Raw genomic sequence first — 15,848 nt, 5'->3', positions numbered from 1 at the left:
GGCGAGACAGCGGTGCACATCGCGCCCTCAGGGACGTTCACAAACCCACAGAAGCTGGGGGCCAAGTTGTTGATAACCTTGGAGTAATGCGCTGCAGGCGGCGCTGGCCGGGGGCTGCGGGCGATTGTGCGATTTGTGTACGGCGAGGGTGGCGCAGGGTTAGTCACAGGTGCTGCGTGCGGCGCCCCTCAGGAGCCCTGGCTATGCACAGATACTGGGGACGGCGCTGTGGATAAGCTCGGGATGCTCGCCGCCAGGCCCGGCGCCGCGGGGGCTGCGCCGGGCTGGCGGTTTTCTGCGCAACGGCGCTAACCGAGCTGGAAACGCCCGGTGTTCTGCGCCAATCCCTCGCTGCCGCGGCGCAGCTGTTCGGCGGCGCTGCTCACTGCCTGGGCGCCGTCGAGCAGCTGGCCGGCGGCCTGGTCGACCTGCTGGATATTGCCGCTGACCTCGTCGGCGGTGGCGGCCTGCTGTTCGGCGGCGGTGGCGATCTGCGCCAGGCGGTCGCTGACCCGCTGCACCGACTCGACTATGGCCTGCAGGTCGTCGCCCATGGCCAGCACGCTGCCGATATCGCCGTCGGCCTGGCTGCAGGCCTCCTCCATCAGGCTCACCGACTGGCCGACCACGCGCTGCAGGTTGTCCACCGTCTGGGCGATTTCCTGGGTGGAGTCCTGGGTGCGCTTGGACAGCGAGCGCACCTCGTCGGCGACCACGGCGAAACCGCGCCCGGCCTCGCCGGCACGCGCCGCCTCGATTGCCGCGTTGAGCGCGAGCAGGTTGGTCTGCTCGGCGATGCCCTTGATCACCTCCACCACCCGGTTGATCTGCTGGGTCTGCTCGCGCAGCTGCTGCAGCGCCGCGGCGCTGTCGCCCAGGCGGCTGCTGAGTTGGCGCATGCTGGCGCTGGTGCGGGCGCTGCGCTGGTTGCTGCCCAGCGCCACCTCGCGGGTCTGCTGCGCCTCCACCGCGGCCTGCTCGCAGCTCTGCGCCACGCTCTGCGCGGTGGCGGCCATCTGCGTGGCGGCGGTGGCGATCTGGCTCATCTGCGCCTGCTGCTGCTCCACCGCATCCAGCGCGTCGCGGGCCTGGCCGCCGAGCAGCTGCACCGTGTCGTCGAGCTGACGGCTCTCACGGCCGACGCCCTGCAGCGAGTCGCGCAGCTGCGCCACGGCGCTGTTCAGCGCCTGGGCGATGGAGGCCAGGTCGTCGGCGCCATGCACCTGCATGCGCACGCGCAGGTCGCCGTCGCGCAGGCTTTCCGCCGCTTCGATGATGCCAGCGGTGCTACGGCGGATCGAGGCGTTGAGGCACAGCAGCACGTAGAGCGCCAGCAGGGTGAGCAGGACGAAGGCGCCGATCACCTCGACCATGGTCAGCAGCGCGCGCTGGCGATGCTGCCCCAGGCTCGCGGCGAACTGGTCGTAGACCGCTTGCTGCAACCCCTGCAACTGCGCCTCCAGGGCCTCGACGCGCTGCACGAACTGCTCCGGGGTCAGCGCCATGGGGCTGGCCTCGAACATGTCGCGGTCGATCTGCGCGAGGAACTGGTCGAAGCCGGCCAGCGCCGCCTCGAACGGCCCGGCCAGCTGGCGCATGGCCTGCGGCGCCTCGCGCTGCAGGGTGCTCTGCGCCTTGATCAGCTGCGCGCGCTGCTCGTCGAGGCCGCGGCGCAGGTCGCGGATCAGCACCCGGCTCTGCAGGGTGAAATGCTGCGACACCACCGCACCATGGCCCTGGGCGGCGAAGGTACCGAGCTGCTCGAGCAGGCGCGGCAGGATGTAGGTGAGCTGCTCCATCATCAGGTAGGTGGCCAGGCGCGGATCGAGGATCAGGCCGCTGTCGGTGGCCACCTGTTCGCGCAGGGCGAGCAGGTGCAGCAGGGTCTTCTGGTAACGCTCCAGCGCATCCGGTAACGCCACAGGGGCCAGGGCCTGCGCCTGAAGCCCAGCGCGTTCGGCTTGCAGCGCCTGGAAATGTTCGCGCGCCTGGGCGCCGATCAGCGCGCTCTGCAGTGGCACAGCGGCCTGCTGCAGGGCCTCGTCGAGCTGCGCCTCGCGCTGACGCAGCAGCCCCTCGGCGGCGTTATCGGTGCCCTTCCAGCGCGCCAGCAGGGTGCGCTGGGCGATCAGCTCGCGCTGCACCAGGGCCATGGACTGCAGCGCCTGCGCGCCTTCCAGCTCGTGGTCGATGGCCTGCAGGCGACCCAGGTAGTCGCTGCCGATCACCCACAGGGCGTAGCCCAGCGGCAGGGCGAACAGCAGGAACACCAGCTGAAACTTGCGCGCGAAGCTGAACCGCTCCAGCAGCCGCACACCCGGTTTGAGTACTCCAGTCATCGCGACACCTCAACGAGTTCCACGGGCCCTCGCGGGCCAGGTAAGAAACTGCATCAAGCAAGAAACAGGCCGCCATCCTGGAGCACTCGGCGACCGCGGGCATGGGGCTATGGCCCCGTGCCCGCAGTCTAGGTTCTGCACGAAAAGTGCCTGCGCTCGGTGATGCTTCGTTAAAAATCGGTTCGGAATGCTCATGTACAGCTCGTACACTCCGCTTCCTCACCGTTTTTTGCCTTGCCTGACCTTCGCTCGACGACTTTTCGTACTGAACCTAGTTCAGCACTGCGGCCGCTCGCGGGTGTAGCGTTCGGCGGGGTTCACCGCCGCGCCGAAATCGCGCAGGGCGCTGGCACCGATCAGCAGGGGGTAGTTGAAGGTGCTGCGGTCGGTGAGGTTGACCTCGATGGTGCGCCGCTGCTCGCCCAGGCACACCGGCAGCTCGATCACCGGGCGCTGCGAGGCCGCCGCCGTCTTCAGCGGCTGGCCGGCCAGCTCCTCGCTGCGCGTCTTGATCTCGGCGATGCGCACCAGCGGGTGCTCATGCACACGCTGCTCGGCGCCGTCCACCGCCAGGCGAAAGCGCACCCAGTCCTCGCCGTCGCGCTCGAAGCGCTGGATGTCCTTGGCCGACAGCGAGGCGGTCATGGCGCCGGTGTCCATCTTGGCCTTGAGGGTCTGGCCCAGCTCGGGCAGTGCGATCAGCTCGTAACGGCCGTACAGCGTGGGTTGCTGATTGGCCAGGGCCGGCAGGCTGAGCAGCGCGGCCAGCAGGATCAGGACATGGTTCAAGGTCGGTACTCCTGTAAGGGGATAGACCGGATTTCCGACCGCCCCCGGCGCCGCCCTGTTCCCCGGGCGGCGTGACAAGGTGTTACCAAGCGGCCCGCCGCCGCCCTTGGAGGCCGCGCCGCGCCTTGCTTATCATGGCCGGCCACCGCCCATCATGGAGTCGATATGCGCCCGCTGCTGACCGGCCTTGCCAACCTCGTGCTGTTGCTCGCCAACACCCTGATCCTGATCGGCCCGCTGCTGCTGATCGCCCTGGCCAAGTTCGTCCTGCCCGGCCAGAAGGCGCGCGACGCCTGCTCGCGCGGGGTGATGTGGGTGGCCGAGTTCTGGGCGGAGAACTGCAAGCGCATCTTCGCCCTGACCACCCCAACCCACTGGGACATCCGCGGCAACGCCGAGCTGCGCCGCGACCGCTCCTACCTGGTGATCAGCAACCACCAGTCCTGGGTCGATATCCCGGCGCTGGTGCAGGCGTTCAACCGCAAGACGCCCTACTTCAAGTTCTTCCTCAAGCAGCAGCTGATCTGGGTGCCCTTGCTCGGCCTGGCCTTCTGGGCGCTCGACTACCCCTTTATGAAGCGCTATTCGAAAGCGTTTCTGGAGAAGAATCCGCAGATGAAGGGCAAGGACCTGGAGATCACCAGGGCCGCCTGCGAGAAGTTCAAGCGCCTGCCGGTGACCGTGGTCAACTACCTCGAAGGCACCCGCTTCACCCCGGCCAAGCAGGCGCAGCAGGGCTCGCCCTACCAGCATCTGCTCAAGCCCAAGGCCGGCGGCGTGGCCTTCGTCCTCGCCACCCTGGGCGAGCAGATCGACGCCGTGCTGGACGTCACCCTGGTCTATCCGGGCCGCGACGTACCGGGCTTCTGGGCACTGCTCAGCGGTCAGGTGGCGAAGGTCATAGTGGATATCCAGACCCGCGAGCTGGACCCGGCGCTGTGGCAGGGCGACTACGAGAACGACGGCGAATTTCGCCAGTACCTGCAGGGCTGGGTGACGCAGTTGTGGCAGGACAAGGACGCGCGCATCGCGCAGATTCGCGCCGAGGGCGCGTGACGCCGGCACGAAAAAAGGGAGCCCGCAGGCTCCCGAAAAAAGGCGCGGACCAATGCGCCTGGCCGTAGCACCAACATTGAATCGGGGCGGACGGGCACGCGGCCCGTCCACCGTGCAGCGCAGCGCGATCAGGCCGCGCTGAAGGTCTTGTGCGGGTCGATGACGAATTTCTTCGGCACCCCGGCATCGAACTCGTGGTAGCCGTTGGGGGCCTGGTCCAGGCTGATGACCTGCACGCCGACCACCTCGGCGATGTTGATGCGATCCCACATGATGGCCTGCATCAGCGCACGGTTGTACTTCATCACCGGGGTCTGGCCGGTGTGGAAGCTGTGCGACTTGGCCCAGCCGAGGCCGAAGCGGATGCTCAGGGCACCGATCTTCGCCGCCGCGTCCACCGCGCCCGGGTCTTCGGTGACGTAGAGGCCGGGAATGCCGATCTTGCCGGCCACGCGGGTGACCTGCATCAGCGAGTTGAGCACGGTGGCCGGAGCCTCGTGCTGCACGCCGTCATGGCCGTGACCGCGGGCCTCGAAGCCTACGCAGTCGATGGCGCAGTCGACTTCCGGCTCGCCGAGCAGCTCGGCGATCTGCTCATGCAGCGGAGTGTCCTTGGACAGGTCGGCGATCTCGAAGCCCACCGCCTTGGCATGGGCCAGGCGCACCGGGTTGACGTCGCCGACTATGACCACGGCGGCGCCGAGCAGACGCGCCGAAGCGGCGGCGGCCAGGCCGACCGGGCCGGCGCCGGCGACGTAGACGGTGCTGCCGGGGCCGACCCCGGCGGTGACCGCGCCGTGGTAGCCGGTGGGCAGGATGTCGGACAGGCAGGTCAGGTCGCGGATCTTCTCCATGGCCTTGTCGCGATCCGGCAGCTTGAGCAGGTTGAAGTCGGCGTAGGGCACCAGCACGTATTCGGCCTGGCCGCCGGTCCAGTCGCCCATGTCGACGTAGCCGTAGGCGCCGCCGGCACGGGCCGGGTTGACGGTCAGGCAGACGCCGGTGTGCTGTTCCTTGCAGCTGCGGCAGCGGCCGCAGGCGACGTTGAACGGCACCGAAACCAGGTCGCCGATCTGCAGGCGCTCGACGTCGCGGCCCTTCTCGATCACCTCGCCGGTGATCTCGTGGCCCAGCACCAGGCCGACCTGGGCGGTGGTACGGCCGCGCACCATATGCTGGTCGGAGCCGCAGATATTGGTGGAAACCACTTTCAGGATGACCCCGTGCTCGATCTTCTTGCCGCGCGGGTCCTGCATTTTCGGGTAGTCGATCTTCTGCACTTCGACCTTGCCCGTACCGAGATAAACCACACCACGATTACCAGACATGCGTCACTCTCCTTTGTTGTTGTGGATACAAGACGCGACCGACGGGCCGCGCGGCCTTGCACTGGAGCTTTTCGTCTGTTGCCGGACACCGCCGGTGAAGCCTGGCAGAGCGGTGACCGCAGGGTGCGCCGTGCGCACCTATGTTCTTGCGTTGACTCCCGGTGCGCGCGGCGATACTCGCGACCGTTTTGAGTAGGGTGGGTCGGGCGGCGATCCGCTTCAGCCCACCGAAAAAGCCTGTGGGCTGAAGCCCACCCTACGCGACTGCGATTGCCCCTCAGGGGTTGAGCACCACCGTGCGGTTGGCGTTGAGGAACACGCGGCGGTCGATGTGGTAGCCGACGGCGCGGGCCAGGGTCAGGCACTCGATGTCGCGGCCCTTGGCGATCAGGTCCTCGGGATAGTGGGCGTGGTCCACTGCCTCCACGCCCTGGGCGATGATCGGCCCCTCGTCGAGGTGGTCGTTGACATAGTGGGCGGTGGCGCCGACCAGCTTGACCCCCTTCTGATAGGCCTGGTGGTAGGGCTTGGCGCCCTTGAAGCCGGGCAGCAGCGAGTGGTGGATATTGATCGCCCAGCCGTCCAGCTTGCGGCACAGCTCGGGCGACAGCACCTGCATGTAGCGGGCGAGCACCACCAGCTCGGCGCCGGTGTCCTCGACCACCTGCATGACCTTGCGCTCCTGCGCCGGCTTGTCGGCCGGGTCGAGCGGGAAGTGGTGATAGGGGATGCCGTGCCAGCGCGCCAGCGGCTCCAGATCCGGGTGGTTGGACACCACCGCCACCACGTCCATGGCCAGCTGGCCGATGCGCTGGCGGTAGAGCAGGTCGTTCAGGCAGTGGTCGGCCTTGGACACCATCAGCACCACCTTGGCCCGGTAGCCCGGCGGGGTCAGCTCCACCTGCATGGCGAAGGGCGCCAGGCGCTCGGCCACGCCGGCGCGGAAGGCGGCCTCGTCGAAGCCGTCCGGCTGGCGGAACTCGACGCGGATAAAGAAGCGCGAGGACAGCCGGTCATCGAAACTGTGGTGCTCGGTGACGTAGCAGCGCTGCTCGAACAGAAAGCGCGTCACCGCATCCACCGTGCCGAGCACGCTCGGGCAGTGGGCGGTGAGGATCCAGGTATCGGGGGTGCGGCTCATGTCGATCTCCAAAGCGCAACGACGTAGGTTGGGCTGAGCTTGCGAAGCCCAACAAGGGGCGCACGGCGCTCCCTGCGGCCTTCCGGGGCTCCCTGCGTTGGGCCTCGCTGCGCTCGGCACCAACCTACCCAGAGCCCCTTGTCGATCAGGCTTCTACCGCCAGCCCGTACTCGGCGCTGGCGTCCTGCAGCCACAGCCAGAAGTAGTCGGAGAAGCTGCGGCGGATCAGCAGTTCCCAGGTTTCCTCGGCGGTATGACGGATGATCAGCTGCGACTTGGCGAACACCGTGCCCACCGCCTTGCCCACCGGGAAGTTGCTCGGGTGCACGTCGTAGCTGCTGGACTTCATCAGCAGCTCGCGCACCTTGGGCCCGGACAGCTCGAGCAGGGTCTGCCCGCCGCTGACGTTGACCACCGAAATGTGCTGGCCGGCCAGCGCCTCGCGCAGCTTGGCCTCGACCTCGAACTCCGTGCCGCCGGGCACGATCAGCAGCCACTCGTCCGGCCCCAGCCACTGCAGCGAGCTGTCGCCGCTGGCCACCAGGGTCAGCGCCACCGGCAGCTCCAGGCCCAGGGCCTTGTGCACGCCGCCGGCGAACTCGGCATCGTCGGCGTCGCCGCGCAGGATCAGGTGACCCAGCAGCTTCTTCTCGCGCAGGGTCACCCCGGCGCGCTTGGGGCCCTTGCCGGCCAGCTCGTGCAGGCCGGCGTGGTGCAGCGGCGATTGCCCGGCGATGTCGGCGGGGCGTTGCTGGTAAACGTTCACGTTAGACATTCTGGCGATCCCCTTTCGGGTCATAGAACACGGGGCTGACGATTTCGGCTTCGATCACGCTGCCATCGGCCAGCGGCGCGAACACGCGCTCGCCGATCCGCGAGAGGCCGCCCCGCACCAGGGCCATGGCGAAGCTGTAACCCATGGCCGCGCTCATGTAGCTGGAGGTGACGTGACCGACCATGGTCATCGGCACCGGCTGCTTGGGGTCGAACACCAGCTGCGCGCCTTCCGGCAGGACCTTGTTCGGGTCCAGGGGCTTGAGGCCGATCAGCTGCTTGCGGTTTTCCTTGAGGCAGTCCTCGCGGTTCATGCCGCGCCAGCCGATCCAGGAGAACGGCTTGGTGCGACCGACGCACCAGCCCATGCCCAGATCGTCCGGGGTGACCGAGCCGTCGGTGTCCTGGCCGATGATGATGAAACCCTTCTCGGCACGCAGCACGTGCATGGTCTCGGTGCCGTAGGGGGTCAGGCCGTGCTTCTGGCCGGCGGCGATGATCTTCTCCCACACGCCGAGGGCGTAGTTGGCCTGCACGTTGACCTCGTAGGACAGCTCGCCGGTGAAGGAGATGCGGAACACCCGCGCCGGTACGCCGCCGACCTTGCCTTCCTTCCAGCTCATGAAGGGGAAGGCGTCCTTATCGAGATCGATATCCGTCACTTCCGCCAGCAGCTTGCGGCTATTGGGGCCGGACAGGGTCATGGTCGCCCAGTGGTCGGTGACCGAGGTGAAGTACACCTTCAGCTCCGGCCACTCGGTCTGGTGGTAGATCTCCAGCCACTCCATCACCCGGGCGGCGCCGCCGGTGGTGGTGGTCATGACGAAATGGTTGTCGGCCAGACAGGCGGTGACGCCGTCGTCGAAGACCATGCCGTCTTCCTTGCACATCAGGCCGTAGCGGGCCTTGCCCACGTCCAGCTTGGTCCAGGCGTTGGTGTAGACGCGGTTGAGGAACTCGCGCGCATCCGGGCCCTGGATGTCGATCTTGCCCAGGGTCGAGGCGTCGAGGATGCCCACCGCGTTGCGCACCGCCAGGCACTCGCGGGCCACGGCGGCGTGCATGTCCTCGCCGTTCTTGGGGAAGTACCAGGGACGCTTCCACTGGCCGACGTCCTCGAACTCGGCGCCGTTCTCCAGGTGCCACTTGTGCATGGCGGTGTAGCGCTTGGGCTCGAACAGCTCGCCGCAATGACGGCCGGCGATGGCGCCGAAGGTCACCGGGGTGTAGTTCGGGCGGAACATGGTGGTGCCCATCTCGGCGATGCTGATGCCCAGCGAACGCGCGGCGATGGCCAGGCCGTTGATGTTGCCCAGCTTGCCCTGGTCGGTGCCGAAGCCCAGCGCGGTGTAGCGCTTGACGTGCTCGACCGACTCGAAGCCCTCGCGGGTGGCCAGCTCGATGCCGGCGGCGGTGACGTCGTTCTGCTGGTCGACGAACTGCTTCGGCGCCCGTGCGGTGCCCTTGTCGTGCGGCACCTGGAACAGCGCCACCGCGGCTTCCTCGATGCGCTTCTCGGCCTTCGGCAGGCTGCCGGCGACGGCCTTGAAGCCGGCTTCGGCGGCGGCCTTGGCGCCGGCCTCGAAACCGTCGGCGAGGCTGTCGCCGAGGCCGAACACGCCGTTGACCGCACCGGCGCAATAGCGCTTCTGGAAGCCTTCGCCGGGGACGAAGGCGAGGATGTCTTCGCGCCACAGCGGACGGCCGCCGAGGTGCGAGGCCAGGTGCACCACCGGGCTGTAGCCGCCGGAGCTGGCGATCAGGTCGCAGTCGAGCATTTCGCCGGGGCTGCTGACCTTGTGCTTGGCCAGGTCGATGGCGCAGATGCGCGCACCGGTGACGCGCTTGCTGCCGCGCGCCTCGACCACCGCACTGCCGGTGAGCACGCGCACGCCACGCCGGCGCGCTTCCTCGACCCAGCTGCCGCGCGGGTTGCTGCGCGCATCGGCGACCGCCACCACCTGCAGGCCGGCGTCCAGCCAGTCGAGCACCACGCGGTAGGCGTAATCGTTGTTGGTCGACAGCACCAGCTTCTGCCCGGGTGCCACGCCGTAGCGGCGCACGTAGGTGGATACCGCATCGGCCAGCATGTTGCCGGGCACGTCGTTGCCGGCGTACACCAGCGGCCGCTCATGGGCGCCGGTGGCCAGCACCACGCGACCGGCACGCACGCGGTGCATGCGCTGACGCGCCTGGCCCATGGGCGCGACTTCGCCGAGGTGATCGGTGAGACGCTGATGGATGGTGAGGAAGTTGTGGTCGTGGTAACCGTTGACCGTGGCGCGCGGCAGCAGGGTCACTTCCGGCATCTTTTCCAGCTCGGCGATGGCCTTGGCGGCCCAGTCGGCGGCCGGCTTGCCGTCGAGGGTCTCGCGGGTGGAGAGCAGGCTGCCGCCGAACTCTTCCTGTTCGTCGGCGAGGATCACCCGCGCGCCGCTGCGCCCGGCGGCCAGGGCCGCAGCCAGACCGGCGGGGCCGGCGCCGACCACCAGCACGTCGCAGTGCTGGTTCATGTAGTCGTAGATGTCCGGGTCGTTTTCCTTCGGCGCACGGCCCAGGCCTGCGGCCTTACGGATGTACTTCTCGTAGGTCAGCCAGAGGTTCTGCGGGTACATGAAGGTCTTGTAGTAGAAGCCGGGCGGCATCATGCCGCCGCCGACCTTGCCGAGAATGCCCATCAGGTCGGTGTTGACGCTCGGCCAGCCGTTGGTGCTGGCGGCCGTCAGGCCCTGGTACAGCGCCTGCTGGGTGGCACGCACGTTGGGGATCTGGGTGGCCTCGCTGGAGCCGATCTGCAGCACGGCATTGGGCTCTTCGGCACCGGCGGCGACTATGCCGCGCGGACGCGAGTACTTGAAGCTGCGGCCGACCACGTCGACGCCGTTGGCCAGCAGGGCAGCGGCCAGGGTATCGCCGGCGTAACCCTGAAAGGTCTGACCGTTGAAGCTGAAAGTCAGGGGCTGGCTGCGGTCGATGCGGCCGCCCTGGGCAAGACGATTGACCTGGCTCATGCCGTTACTCCTTGGTCGACGGCCTTCTTCGCGGCGAGGGAGGCCTCAGTCACGCTGGGGCGTTCGCCGATCTTGTAGGTTTCGAGGATTTCGTAGCTCACCGTGTGACGGGTGACGTTGAAGTACTGGCGGCAGCCCGCCGCGTGGATCCACAGCTCGTGGTGGATGCCGCGCGGGTTGTCGCGGAAGAACAGGTACTCGCCCCACTCCTCGTCGGTGCAGGCGTTCGGGTCCAGCGGGCGGGCGATGTGCGCCTGGCCGCTGACGTGAAACTCTTCTTCGGAACGCAATTCGCCACAGTGAGGGCAGAAGATGTGCAGCATGCTCGGTACCTCCAGAGAACCATCGTCCCTCTCTCAGCGAGCGAGGGCGCCAAAATCAGTGCGCCACACCGGCCGCGCCGTGCTCATCGATCAGCGCACCGTTGTGGAAGCGCTCGATGGAGAAGGGCTTGGCCAGCGGATGCATCTCGCCCTTGGCCAGACTGGCAGCGAACACGTTGCCCGAGCCCGGTGTGGCCTTGAAGCCGCCGGTACCCCAACCGCAGTTGATGAACAGGTTCTTCACCGGCGTCTTGGCGATGATCGGGCAGGCATCCGGCGTGGTGTCGACGATGCCGCCCCACTGGCGGTTCATGCGCACGCGCGACAGCACCGGGAACATCTCGACGATGGCCTGCAGGGTGTGCTCGATGGTCGGGTAGGAACCGCGTTGGCCGTAGCCGTTGTAGCCGTCGATACCGGCGCCGATGACCAGGTCGCCCTTGTCCGACTGGCTGATGTAGCCGTGCACGGCGTTGGACATGATCACGGTGTCGATGATCGGTTTGATCGGCTCGGAAACCAGCGCCTGCAGCGGGTGCGACTCCAGCGGCAGGCGGAAGCCGGCGAGCTTGGCCAGGTGCCCGGAGTTACCGGCAGCGACCACGCCGACGCGCTTGGCGCCAATGAAGCCCTTGCTGGTTTCCACGCCGATCACCGCACCGTTTTCCTTGCGGAAGCCGATCACTTCGGTCTGCTGGATCAGGTCAACACCCAGGGCGTCGGCGGCACGGGCGAAGCCCCAGGCCACGGCGTCGTGACGGGCCACGCCGCCACGGCGCTGCAGCGAGGCGCCGAGAATCGGGTAACGGGTGTTCTTCGAGCAATCCAGGTAGGGGATCATCTCCGCCACCTGCTTGGCGTCCACCACCTCGCCGTCGATACCGTTGAGGCGGTTGGCGCTGACGCGGCGCTCGATGTCACGCATGTCCTGCAGGGTGTGACCGAGGTTGAACACGCCACGCTGGGAGAACATGACGTTGTAGTTGAGGTCTTGCGACAGACCTTCCCACAGCTTCATCGCGTGCTCGTACAGGTGCGCCGACTCGTCCCACAGGTAGTTGGAACGCACGATGGTGGTATTGCGCGCGGTGTTGCCACCGCCAAGCCAGCCCTTCTCCACCACGGCGACGTTCTTCACGCCGAATTCCTTGGCCAGGTAGTAGGCTGTGGCCAGGCCATGGCCGCCACCGCCGACGATGATCACGTCGTAAACCGGCTTGGGCGTTGGATTACGCCACATGCGCTGCCAGTTCTCATGATGGCTGAACGAGTGCTTGAACAGGCCGAAGCCGGAATAACGTTGCATGGGCATGCTCCAGGGTTCTACTGCCCTCTCGCGACTGCGCGAGAGGGACCGAGCGAGAAGGTTGGCTTAGCGATAGACCGGGTAATCCGCGCACAGCCCGGCGACCAGCTTGGCCACCTGCGCCTCGACATCGGCATCGCCGAGGTGGTCGAGGATGTCGCAGATCCAGCCAGCCAGCGCCTGGCACTGGGCGACCTTGAAGCCACGGGTGGTGACGGCCGGGGTACCGATACGGATACCGGAGGTCACGAACGGCGACTGCGGGTCGTTCGGCACGGCGTTCTTGTTCACGGTAATGCCGGCGCGACCCAGGGCAGCATCGGCCTCCTTACCGGTCAGGCCCTGCTTGATCAGGCTGAGCAGGAACAGGTGGTTGTCGGTACCACCGGAAACCACCTCGTAACCGCGCTCGACGAAGACCTTGGCCATAGCCTGAGCGTTGTCGATCACCTGCTGCTGGTAAGCCTTGAACTCAGGCTCCATGGCTTCCTTGAAGCACACCGCCTTGGCGGCGATGACGTGCATCAGCGGGCCGCCCTGGGCGCCCGGGAACACGGCGGAGTTGAGCTTCTTCTCGATCTCTTCGTTGGCCTTGGCCAGGATCAGACCACCACGCGGGCCGCGCAAGGTCTTGTGGGTGGTGGTGGTGACCACGTCGGCGAAGGGAATCGGGTTCGGATACAGGCCAGCGGCAACCAGACCGGCAACGTGAGCCATGTCGACGAACAGCAGCGCGCCAACCTTGTCGGCGATGGCGCGGAAACGCGGGAAATCCAGGGTCTTGGAGTAGGCGGAGAAGCCGGCAACGATCATCTTCGGCTTGTGCTCGACAGCCAGGCGCTCGACCTCGTCGTAGTCGATCAGGCCGGTGGCCGGGTTCAGGCCATACTGCACGGCGTTGTACAGCTTGCCCGAGGACGACACCTTGGCACCGTGGGTCAGGTGGCCACCGTGAGCCAGGCTCATGCCGAGAATGGTGTCACCGGCATTGAGCAGCGCCAGATAGACAGCGGCGTTGGCGGACGAACCGGAGTGCGGCTGGACGTTGGCGAAGTCGGCGCCGAACAGCTGCTTGGCGCGATCGATGGCAAGCTGCTCGACCTTGTCGACGTACTCGCAACCACCGTAATAACGCTTGCCCGGATAGCCCTCGGCATACTTGTTGGTCAGCCCGCTGCCCTGGGCCTCCATCACGCGCTGGCTGCAGTAGTTTTCCGAGGCGATCAGCTCGATATGGTCTTCCTGACGACGCTCTTCCTGGTCGATGGCGGCGAGCAATTCATCGTCGTAACCCTGGATCTGATCCTGCTTGCTGAACATCTCGATTCTCCTGCGGCGCCCGAAGGCAGCGGTATTGGACGGGGGCGCGAATGGCCTGTGCAGCGATGGTATGGCCGCCCCTGGCACCCCAGATGCCTGCCAACGCCGCAAGGGCATTCGTTTGCGACATGCCGCTGTCGCAAACAGGCGCGCCCTCTGCGGGGCCGCGCTACGCACAATTAACGGGGATCAAGCTGTGGATAAGCCGTGCGCAGAAGCCGCCGGGCCAGGCCCATCAAGGCCTGCCGTGAATCGTGTATTTATTGAACGATATCAAGCAGTTAATAGATCAGACCATGCACAGATACTGTGCACCAGGCTGTGTATAAGCTGTGATCAGTCGGCGCCAGCCCCTACCGGCACTGGACTTGCCGCGGCTGGCCGAGAAACAGCCAGGCGCGACGGCGCGGCGACTTATCCACCCGCGACAGCCGGCGCCAGGCTGCGGCGCGGTGGACTATGCACAGATGCTGTGGAGCAAACTGTGCATAGGCTGTTCGGCCCAGGCTGCAACCCAGGCCGCACAGGGCCTTCCGGCAATCGTGCAAAAATCGAGCAGAATCAATTAGATAGAAGATGCTTGTGCACAAATGCTGTGCGCCGTTCTGTGCACAGCCTGTGGGCAGGCGGCGCCAGGCCAGGCCCTGCGGGGCCTGGGCCCGGGCGCGCGTTATTTGCTCAATCAAGCGGCAGAACCTGGAGAAGCCGCGGGGATGCCTGACTCCTGCCGGCAATCGCGGCACAGGAGCGCCGGCAAGCCGGCTCCTCCAGGGCCAATCACGCCGCACCACCGTCAGCGCACCAGGCCACCCCGCAGGGTATCGCCAGCCGCGCGCTTTGGCTTAGGGCATTGACCTAGGGCTTGAGCTTGCCGGCGCAGCTGCCGGTGGCTTCGACCAGACGCTGCTGCAGCGCCGCATCGGGCGGCGACTGGCGACTGATCGCCTGCACTTCGGCCTCGCTGAACTCCCGACTGACCTTGTCGGCGGCGCAGTCGCAATAGGCCTGCAGCTGCGGCTGCTCGTAGCCGGCCGGCGCGCCGTTGATGCAGTGCTGAACGAATTCGGTTTTCGCCTGCGCCGTCCACTCGGCCGCAGACAACGGCAGGGCAACGGCCAGCGGCAGGGCGAAGGCGAGCAGGTGGCGATGGTTCATAAGACACTCCTTTTCGATGACAGGCGGCAAACCGCCGCCCTGGGGTTGTGAACCCCCGGCGTCGCCATGAGTTCCGCCGATTGGTCGAACGGTGGTCCGGATAGCGACCCTGCAGTACGCATGAACACAACAAGTTGTCGCCCTGGCGGCCCCAGGCCAGGGCCCGCGCGGAGTAAAGTAGCGCCATCCGCCGGTGCTCCCTGCCGGCCCCGCTCGAGAAGGAACGCCCCATGCCCGACAACGCCCAGCAATTTGCCAGCGACAACTATTCCGGCATCTGCCCCGAGGCCTGGGCCGCCATGGCCGAGGCCAACCAGGGCCACCAGCGCGCCTATGGCGACGACGAATGGACGGCGCGCGCCGCCGACCACTTCCGCCGCCTGTTCGAGACCGACTGCGAGGTGTTCTTCGCCTTCAACGGCACCGCAGCCAACTCCCTGGCCCTGGCCTCGCTGTGCCAGAGCTACCACAGCGTGATCTGCTCGGAGACCGCCCACGTCGAGACCGACGAATGCGGCGCCCCGGAATTCTTCTCCAACGGTTCCAAGCTGCTGCTAGCGCGTACCGAGAACGGCAAGCTGACGCCCGCGGCGATCCGCGAAGTGGCGCTCAAGCGCCAGGACATCCACTACCCCAAGCCGCGCGTGGTGACCCTGACCCAGGCCACCGAGGTCGGCACCGTGTACCGCCCGGACGAGGTGCGCGCGATCAGCCAGACCTGCAAGGAGCTGGGGCTGAACCTGCACATGGACGGCGCGCGCTTCTCCAACGCCTGCGCCTCCCTCGGCTGCAGCCCGGCCGAGCTGACCTGGAAGGCCGGCGTCGATGTGCTGTGCTTCGGCGGCACCAAGAACGGCATGGCGGTGGGCGAGGCCATCCTGTTCTTCAACAAGGCCCTGGCCGAGGACTTCGACTACCGCTGCAAGCAGGCCGGCCAGCTGGCCTCGAAGATGCGCTACCTGTCGGCGCCCTGGGTCGGCATCCTGCAGGACGACGCCTGGCTGCGCTACGCCGGCCATGCCAACCGCTGCGCCCAGTTGCTGGCCTCGCTGGTCGAAGACGTGCCCGGCGTCAGCCTGATGTTCCCGGTTGAGGCCAATGGCGTGTTCCTGCAACTGTCGGAACCGGCGCTCGCCGCCCTCACCGCCCGCGGCTGGCGCTTCTACACCTTCATCGGCGCCGGCGGCGCTCGCTTCATGTGCAGCTGGGACACCGACGAGACGCGGGTGCGCCAGCTGGCGGCCGATATCCGCGAGGTGATGAGCGCCTGAGTGCAGGCCCCCTCCACCTAGGCGCTTACGGCTGG

General features: G+C 67.0%; 12 protein-coding genes. 2 read left to right on the top strand and 10 right to left on the bottom strand.

What is annotated here, in order from left to right:
• Nucleotides 1-308: 308 nt before the first annotated feature.
• Both ACIGFL_RS15090 and ACIGFL_RS15085 read right to left on the bottom strand, forming a co-directional pair.
• Nucleotides 309-2,339, bottom strand: a complete 2,031-nt coding sequence (locus ACIGFL_RS15090) for a methyl-accepting chemotaxis protein (protein ID WP_397497731.1) — start codon at nucleotides 2,337-2,339, stop codon at nucleotides 309-311.
• Nucleotides 2,340-2,615: 276 nt separating this feature from the next.
• Complete coding sequence (locus ACIGFL_RS15085) at nucleotides 2,616-3,128, bottom strand: ATP-dependent zinc protease (RefSeq protein ID WP_397497730.1); 513 nt, start codon at nucleotides 3,126-3,128, stop codon at nucleotides 2,616-2,618.
• A gap of 165 nt (nucleotides 3,129-3,293) precedes the next feature.
• On the opposite strand from ACIGFL_RS15085, the gene ACIGFL_RS15080 reads away from it, so the two are divergent.
• A complete protein-coding gene (locus ACIGFL_RS15080) occupies nucleotides 3,294-4,184 on the top strand; it encodes an acyltransferase (protein ID WP_397497729.1) in 891 nt (296 codons plus the stop codon).
• Nucleotides 4,185-4,312: 128 nt separating this feature from the next.
• Here ACIGFL_RS15080 and fdhA read toward each other — a convergent pair whose 3' ends face one another.
• From fdhA to ACIGFL_RS15040, 8 genes are all read right to left on the bottom strand, one after another.
• A complete protein-coding gene (fdhA, locus tag ACIGFL_RS15075; protein ID WP_397497728.1) occupies nucleotides 4,313-5,512 on the bottom strand; it encodes a formaldehyde dehydrogenase, glutathione-independent in 1,200 nt (399 codons plus the stop codon).
• 277 nt (nucleotides 5,513-5,789) lie between these two features.
• Nucleotides 5,790-6,653, bottom strand: coding sequence for a formyltetrahydrofolate deformylase (purU, locus tag ACIGFL_RS15070; RefSeq protein ID WP_122110102.1), 864 nt, complete (start codon nucleotides 6,651-6,653; stop codon nucleotides 5,790-5,792).
• 145 nt (nucleotides 6,654-6,798) lie between these two features.
• Nucleotides 6,799-7,428, bottom strand: coding sequence for a sarcosine oxidase subunit gamma (locus ACIGFL_RS15065; RefSeq protein WP_031303135.1), 630 nt, complete (start codon nucleotides 7,426-7,428; stop codon nucleotides 6,799-6,801).
• A complete protein-coding gene (locus tag ACIGFL_RS15060) occupies nucleotides 7,421-10,438 on the bottom strand; it encodes a sarcosine oxidase subunit alpha (protein WP_397497727.1) in 3,018 nt (1,005 codons plus the stop codon). Before ACIGFL_RS15060 ends, ACIGFL_RS15065 begins: the two co-directional genes overlap by 8 nt.
• Nucleotides 10,435-10,761: a sarcosine oxidase subunit delta gene (locus ACIGFL_RS15055; protein WP_397497726.1), complete on the bottom strand. Its 327-nt coding sequence runs from the start codon at nucleotides 10,759-10,761 to the stop codon at nucleotides 10,435-10,437. The genes ACIGFL_RS15060 and ACIGFL_RS15055 overlap by 4 nt, the downstream gene beginning before the upstream one ends.
• A gap of 55 nt (nucleotides 10,762-10,816) precedes the next feature.
• Nucleotides 10,817-12,067 carry a sarcosine oxidase subunit beta family protein gene (locus ACIGFL_RS15050; protein WP_397497725.1) on the bottom strand — a complete coding sequence of 417 codons (1,251 nt, stop codon included), beginning with the start codon at nucleotides 12,065-12,067 and terminating at the stop codon, nucleotides 10,817-10,819.
• Between the two features lie 66 nt (nucleotides 12,068-12,133).
• Nucleotides 12,134-13,387: a serine hydroxymethyltransferase gene (glyA, locus tag ACIGFL_RS15045; protein WP_397497724.1), complete on the bottom strand. Its 1,254-nt coding sequence runs from the start codon at nucleotides 13,385-13,387 to the stop codon at nucleotides 12,134-12,136.
• A gap of 855 nt (nucleotides 13,388-14,242) precedes the next feature.
• On the bottom strand, nucleotides 14,243-14,542 hold the full coding sequence (locus tag ACIGFL_RS15040; protein WP_122109618.1) for a hypothetical protein: 300 nt from the start codon (nucleotides 14,540-14,542) through the stop codon (nucleotides 14,243-14,245).
• Between the two features lie 230 nt (nucleotides 14,543-14,772).
• Here ACIGFL_RS15040 and ACIGFL_RS15035 point away from each other — a divergent pair, with 230 nt between their 5' ends.
• Nucleotides 14,773-15,813 (top strand): low specificity L-threonine aldolase, encoded by a 1,041-nt coding sequence (locus ACIGFL_RS15035; protein WP_397497723.1) that lies wholly within the window; start codon nucleotides 14,773-14,775, stop codon nucleotides 15,811-15,813.
• Nucleotides 15,814-15,848 lie beyond the last annotated feature (35 nt).

Origin of the sequence: Pseudomonas sp. NPDC077649 (assembly GCF_044542855.1) — a bacterium.
Taxonomy (GTDB): domain Bacteria; phylum Pseudomonadota; class Gammaproteobacteria; order Pseudomonadales; family Pseudomonadaceae; genus Aquipseudomonas.
The sequence above is the reverse complement of the archived record's forward strand: the minus strand, read 5'-3'. Positions and strand labels throughout refer to the sequence as shown.

What these genes read in the sequence shown, in the direction of transcription:
- ACIGFL_RS15090 (WP_397497731.1), bottom strand. Translation starts at nt 2,339, where the DNA reads ATGACTGGAGTACTCAAACCGGGTGTGCGGCTGCTGGAGCGGTTCAGC.
- ACIGFL_RS15080 (WP_397497729.1), top strand. Translation starts at nt 3,294, where the DNA reads ATGCGCCCGCTGCTGACCGGCCTTGCCAACCTCGTGCTGTTGCTCGCC.
- fdhA (WP_397497728.1), bottom strand. Translation starts at nt 5,512, where the DNA reads ATGTCTGGTAATCGTGGTGTGGTTTATCTCGGTACGGGCAAGGTCGAA.
- purU (WP_122110102.1), bottom strand. Translation starts at nt 6,653, where the DNA reads ATGAGCCGCACCCCCGATACCTGGATCCTCACCGCCCACTGCCCGAGC.
- ACIGFL_RS15065 (WP_031303135.1), bottom strand. Translation starts at nt 7,428, where the DNA reads ATGTCTAACGTGAACGTTTACCAGCAACGCCCCGCCGACATCGCCGGG.
- ACIGFL_RS15060 (WP_397497727.1), bottom strand. Translation starts at nt 10,438, where the DNA reads ATGAGCCAGGTCAATCGTCTTGCCCAGGGCGGCCGCATCGACCGCAGC.
- ACIGFL_RS15055 (WP_397497726.1), bottom strand. Translation starts at nt 10,761, where the DNA reads ATGCTGCACATCTTCTGCCCTCACTGTGGCGAATTGCGTTCCGAAGAA.
- ACIGFL_RS15050 (WP_397497725.1), bottom strand. Translation starts at nt 12,067, where the DNA reads ATGCAACGTTATTCCGGCTTCGGCCTGTTCAAGCACTCGTTCAGCCAT.
- glyA (WP_397497724.1), bottom strand. Translation starts at nt 13,387, where the DNA reads ATGTTCAGCAAGCAGGATCAGATCCAGGGTTACGACGATGAATTGCTC.
- ACIGFL_RS15040 (WP_122109618.1), bottom strand. Translation starts at nt 14,542, where the DNA reads ATGAACCATCGCCACCTGCTCGCCTTCGCCCTGCCGCTGGCCGTTGCC.
- ACIGFL_RS15035 (WP_397497723.1), top strand. Translation starts at nt 14,773, where the DNA reads ATGCCCGACAACGCCCAGCAATTTGCCAGCGACAACTATTCCGGCATC.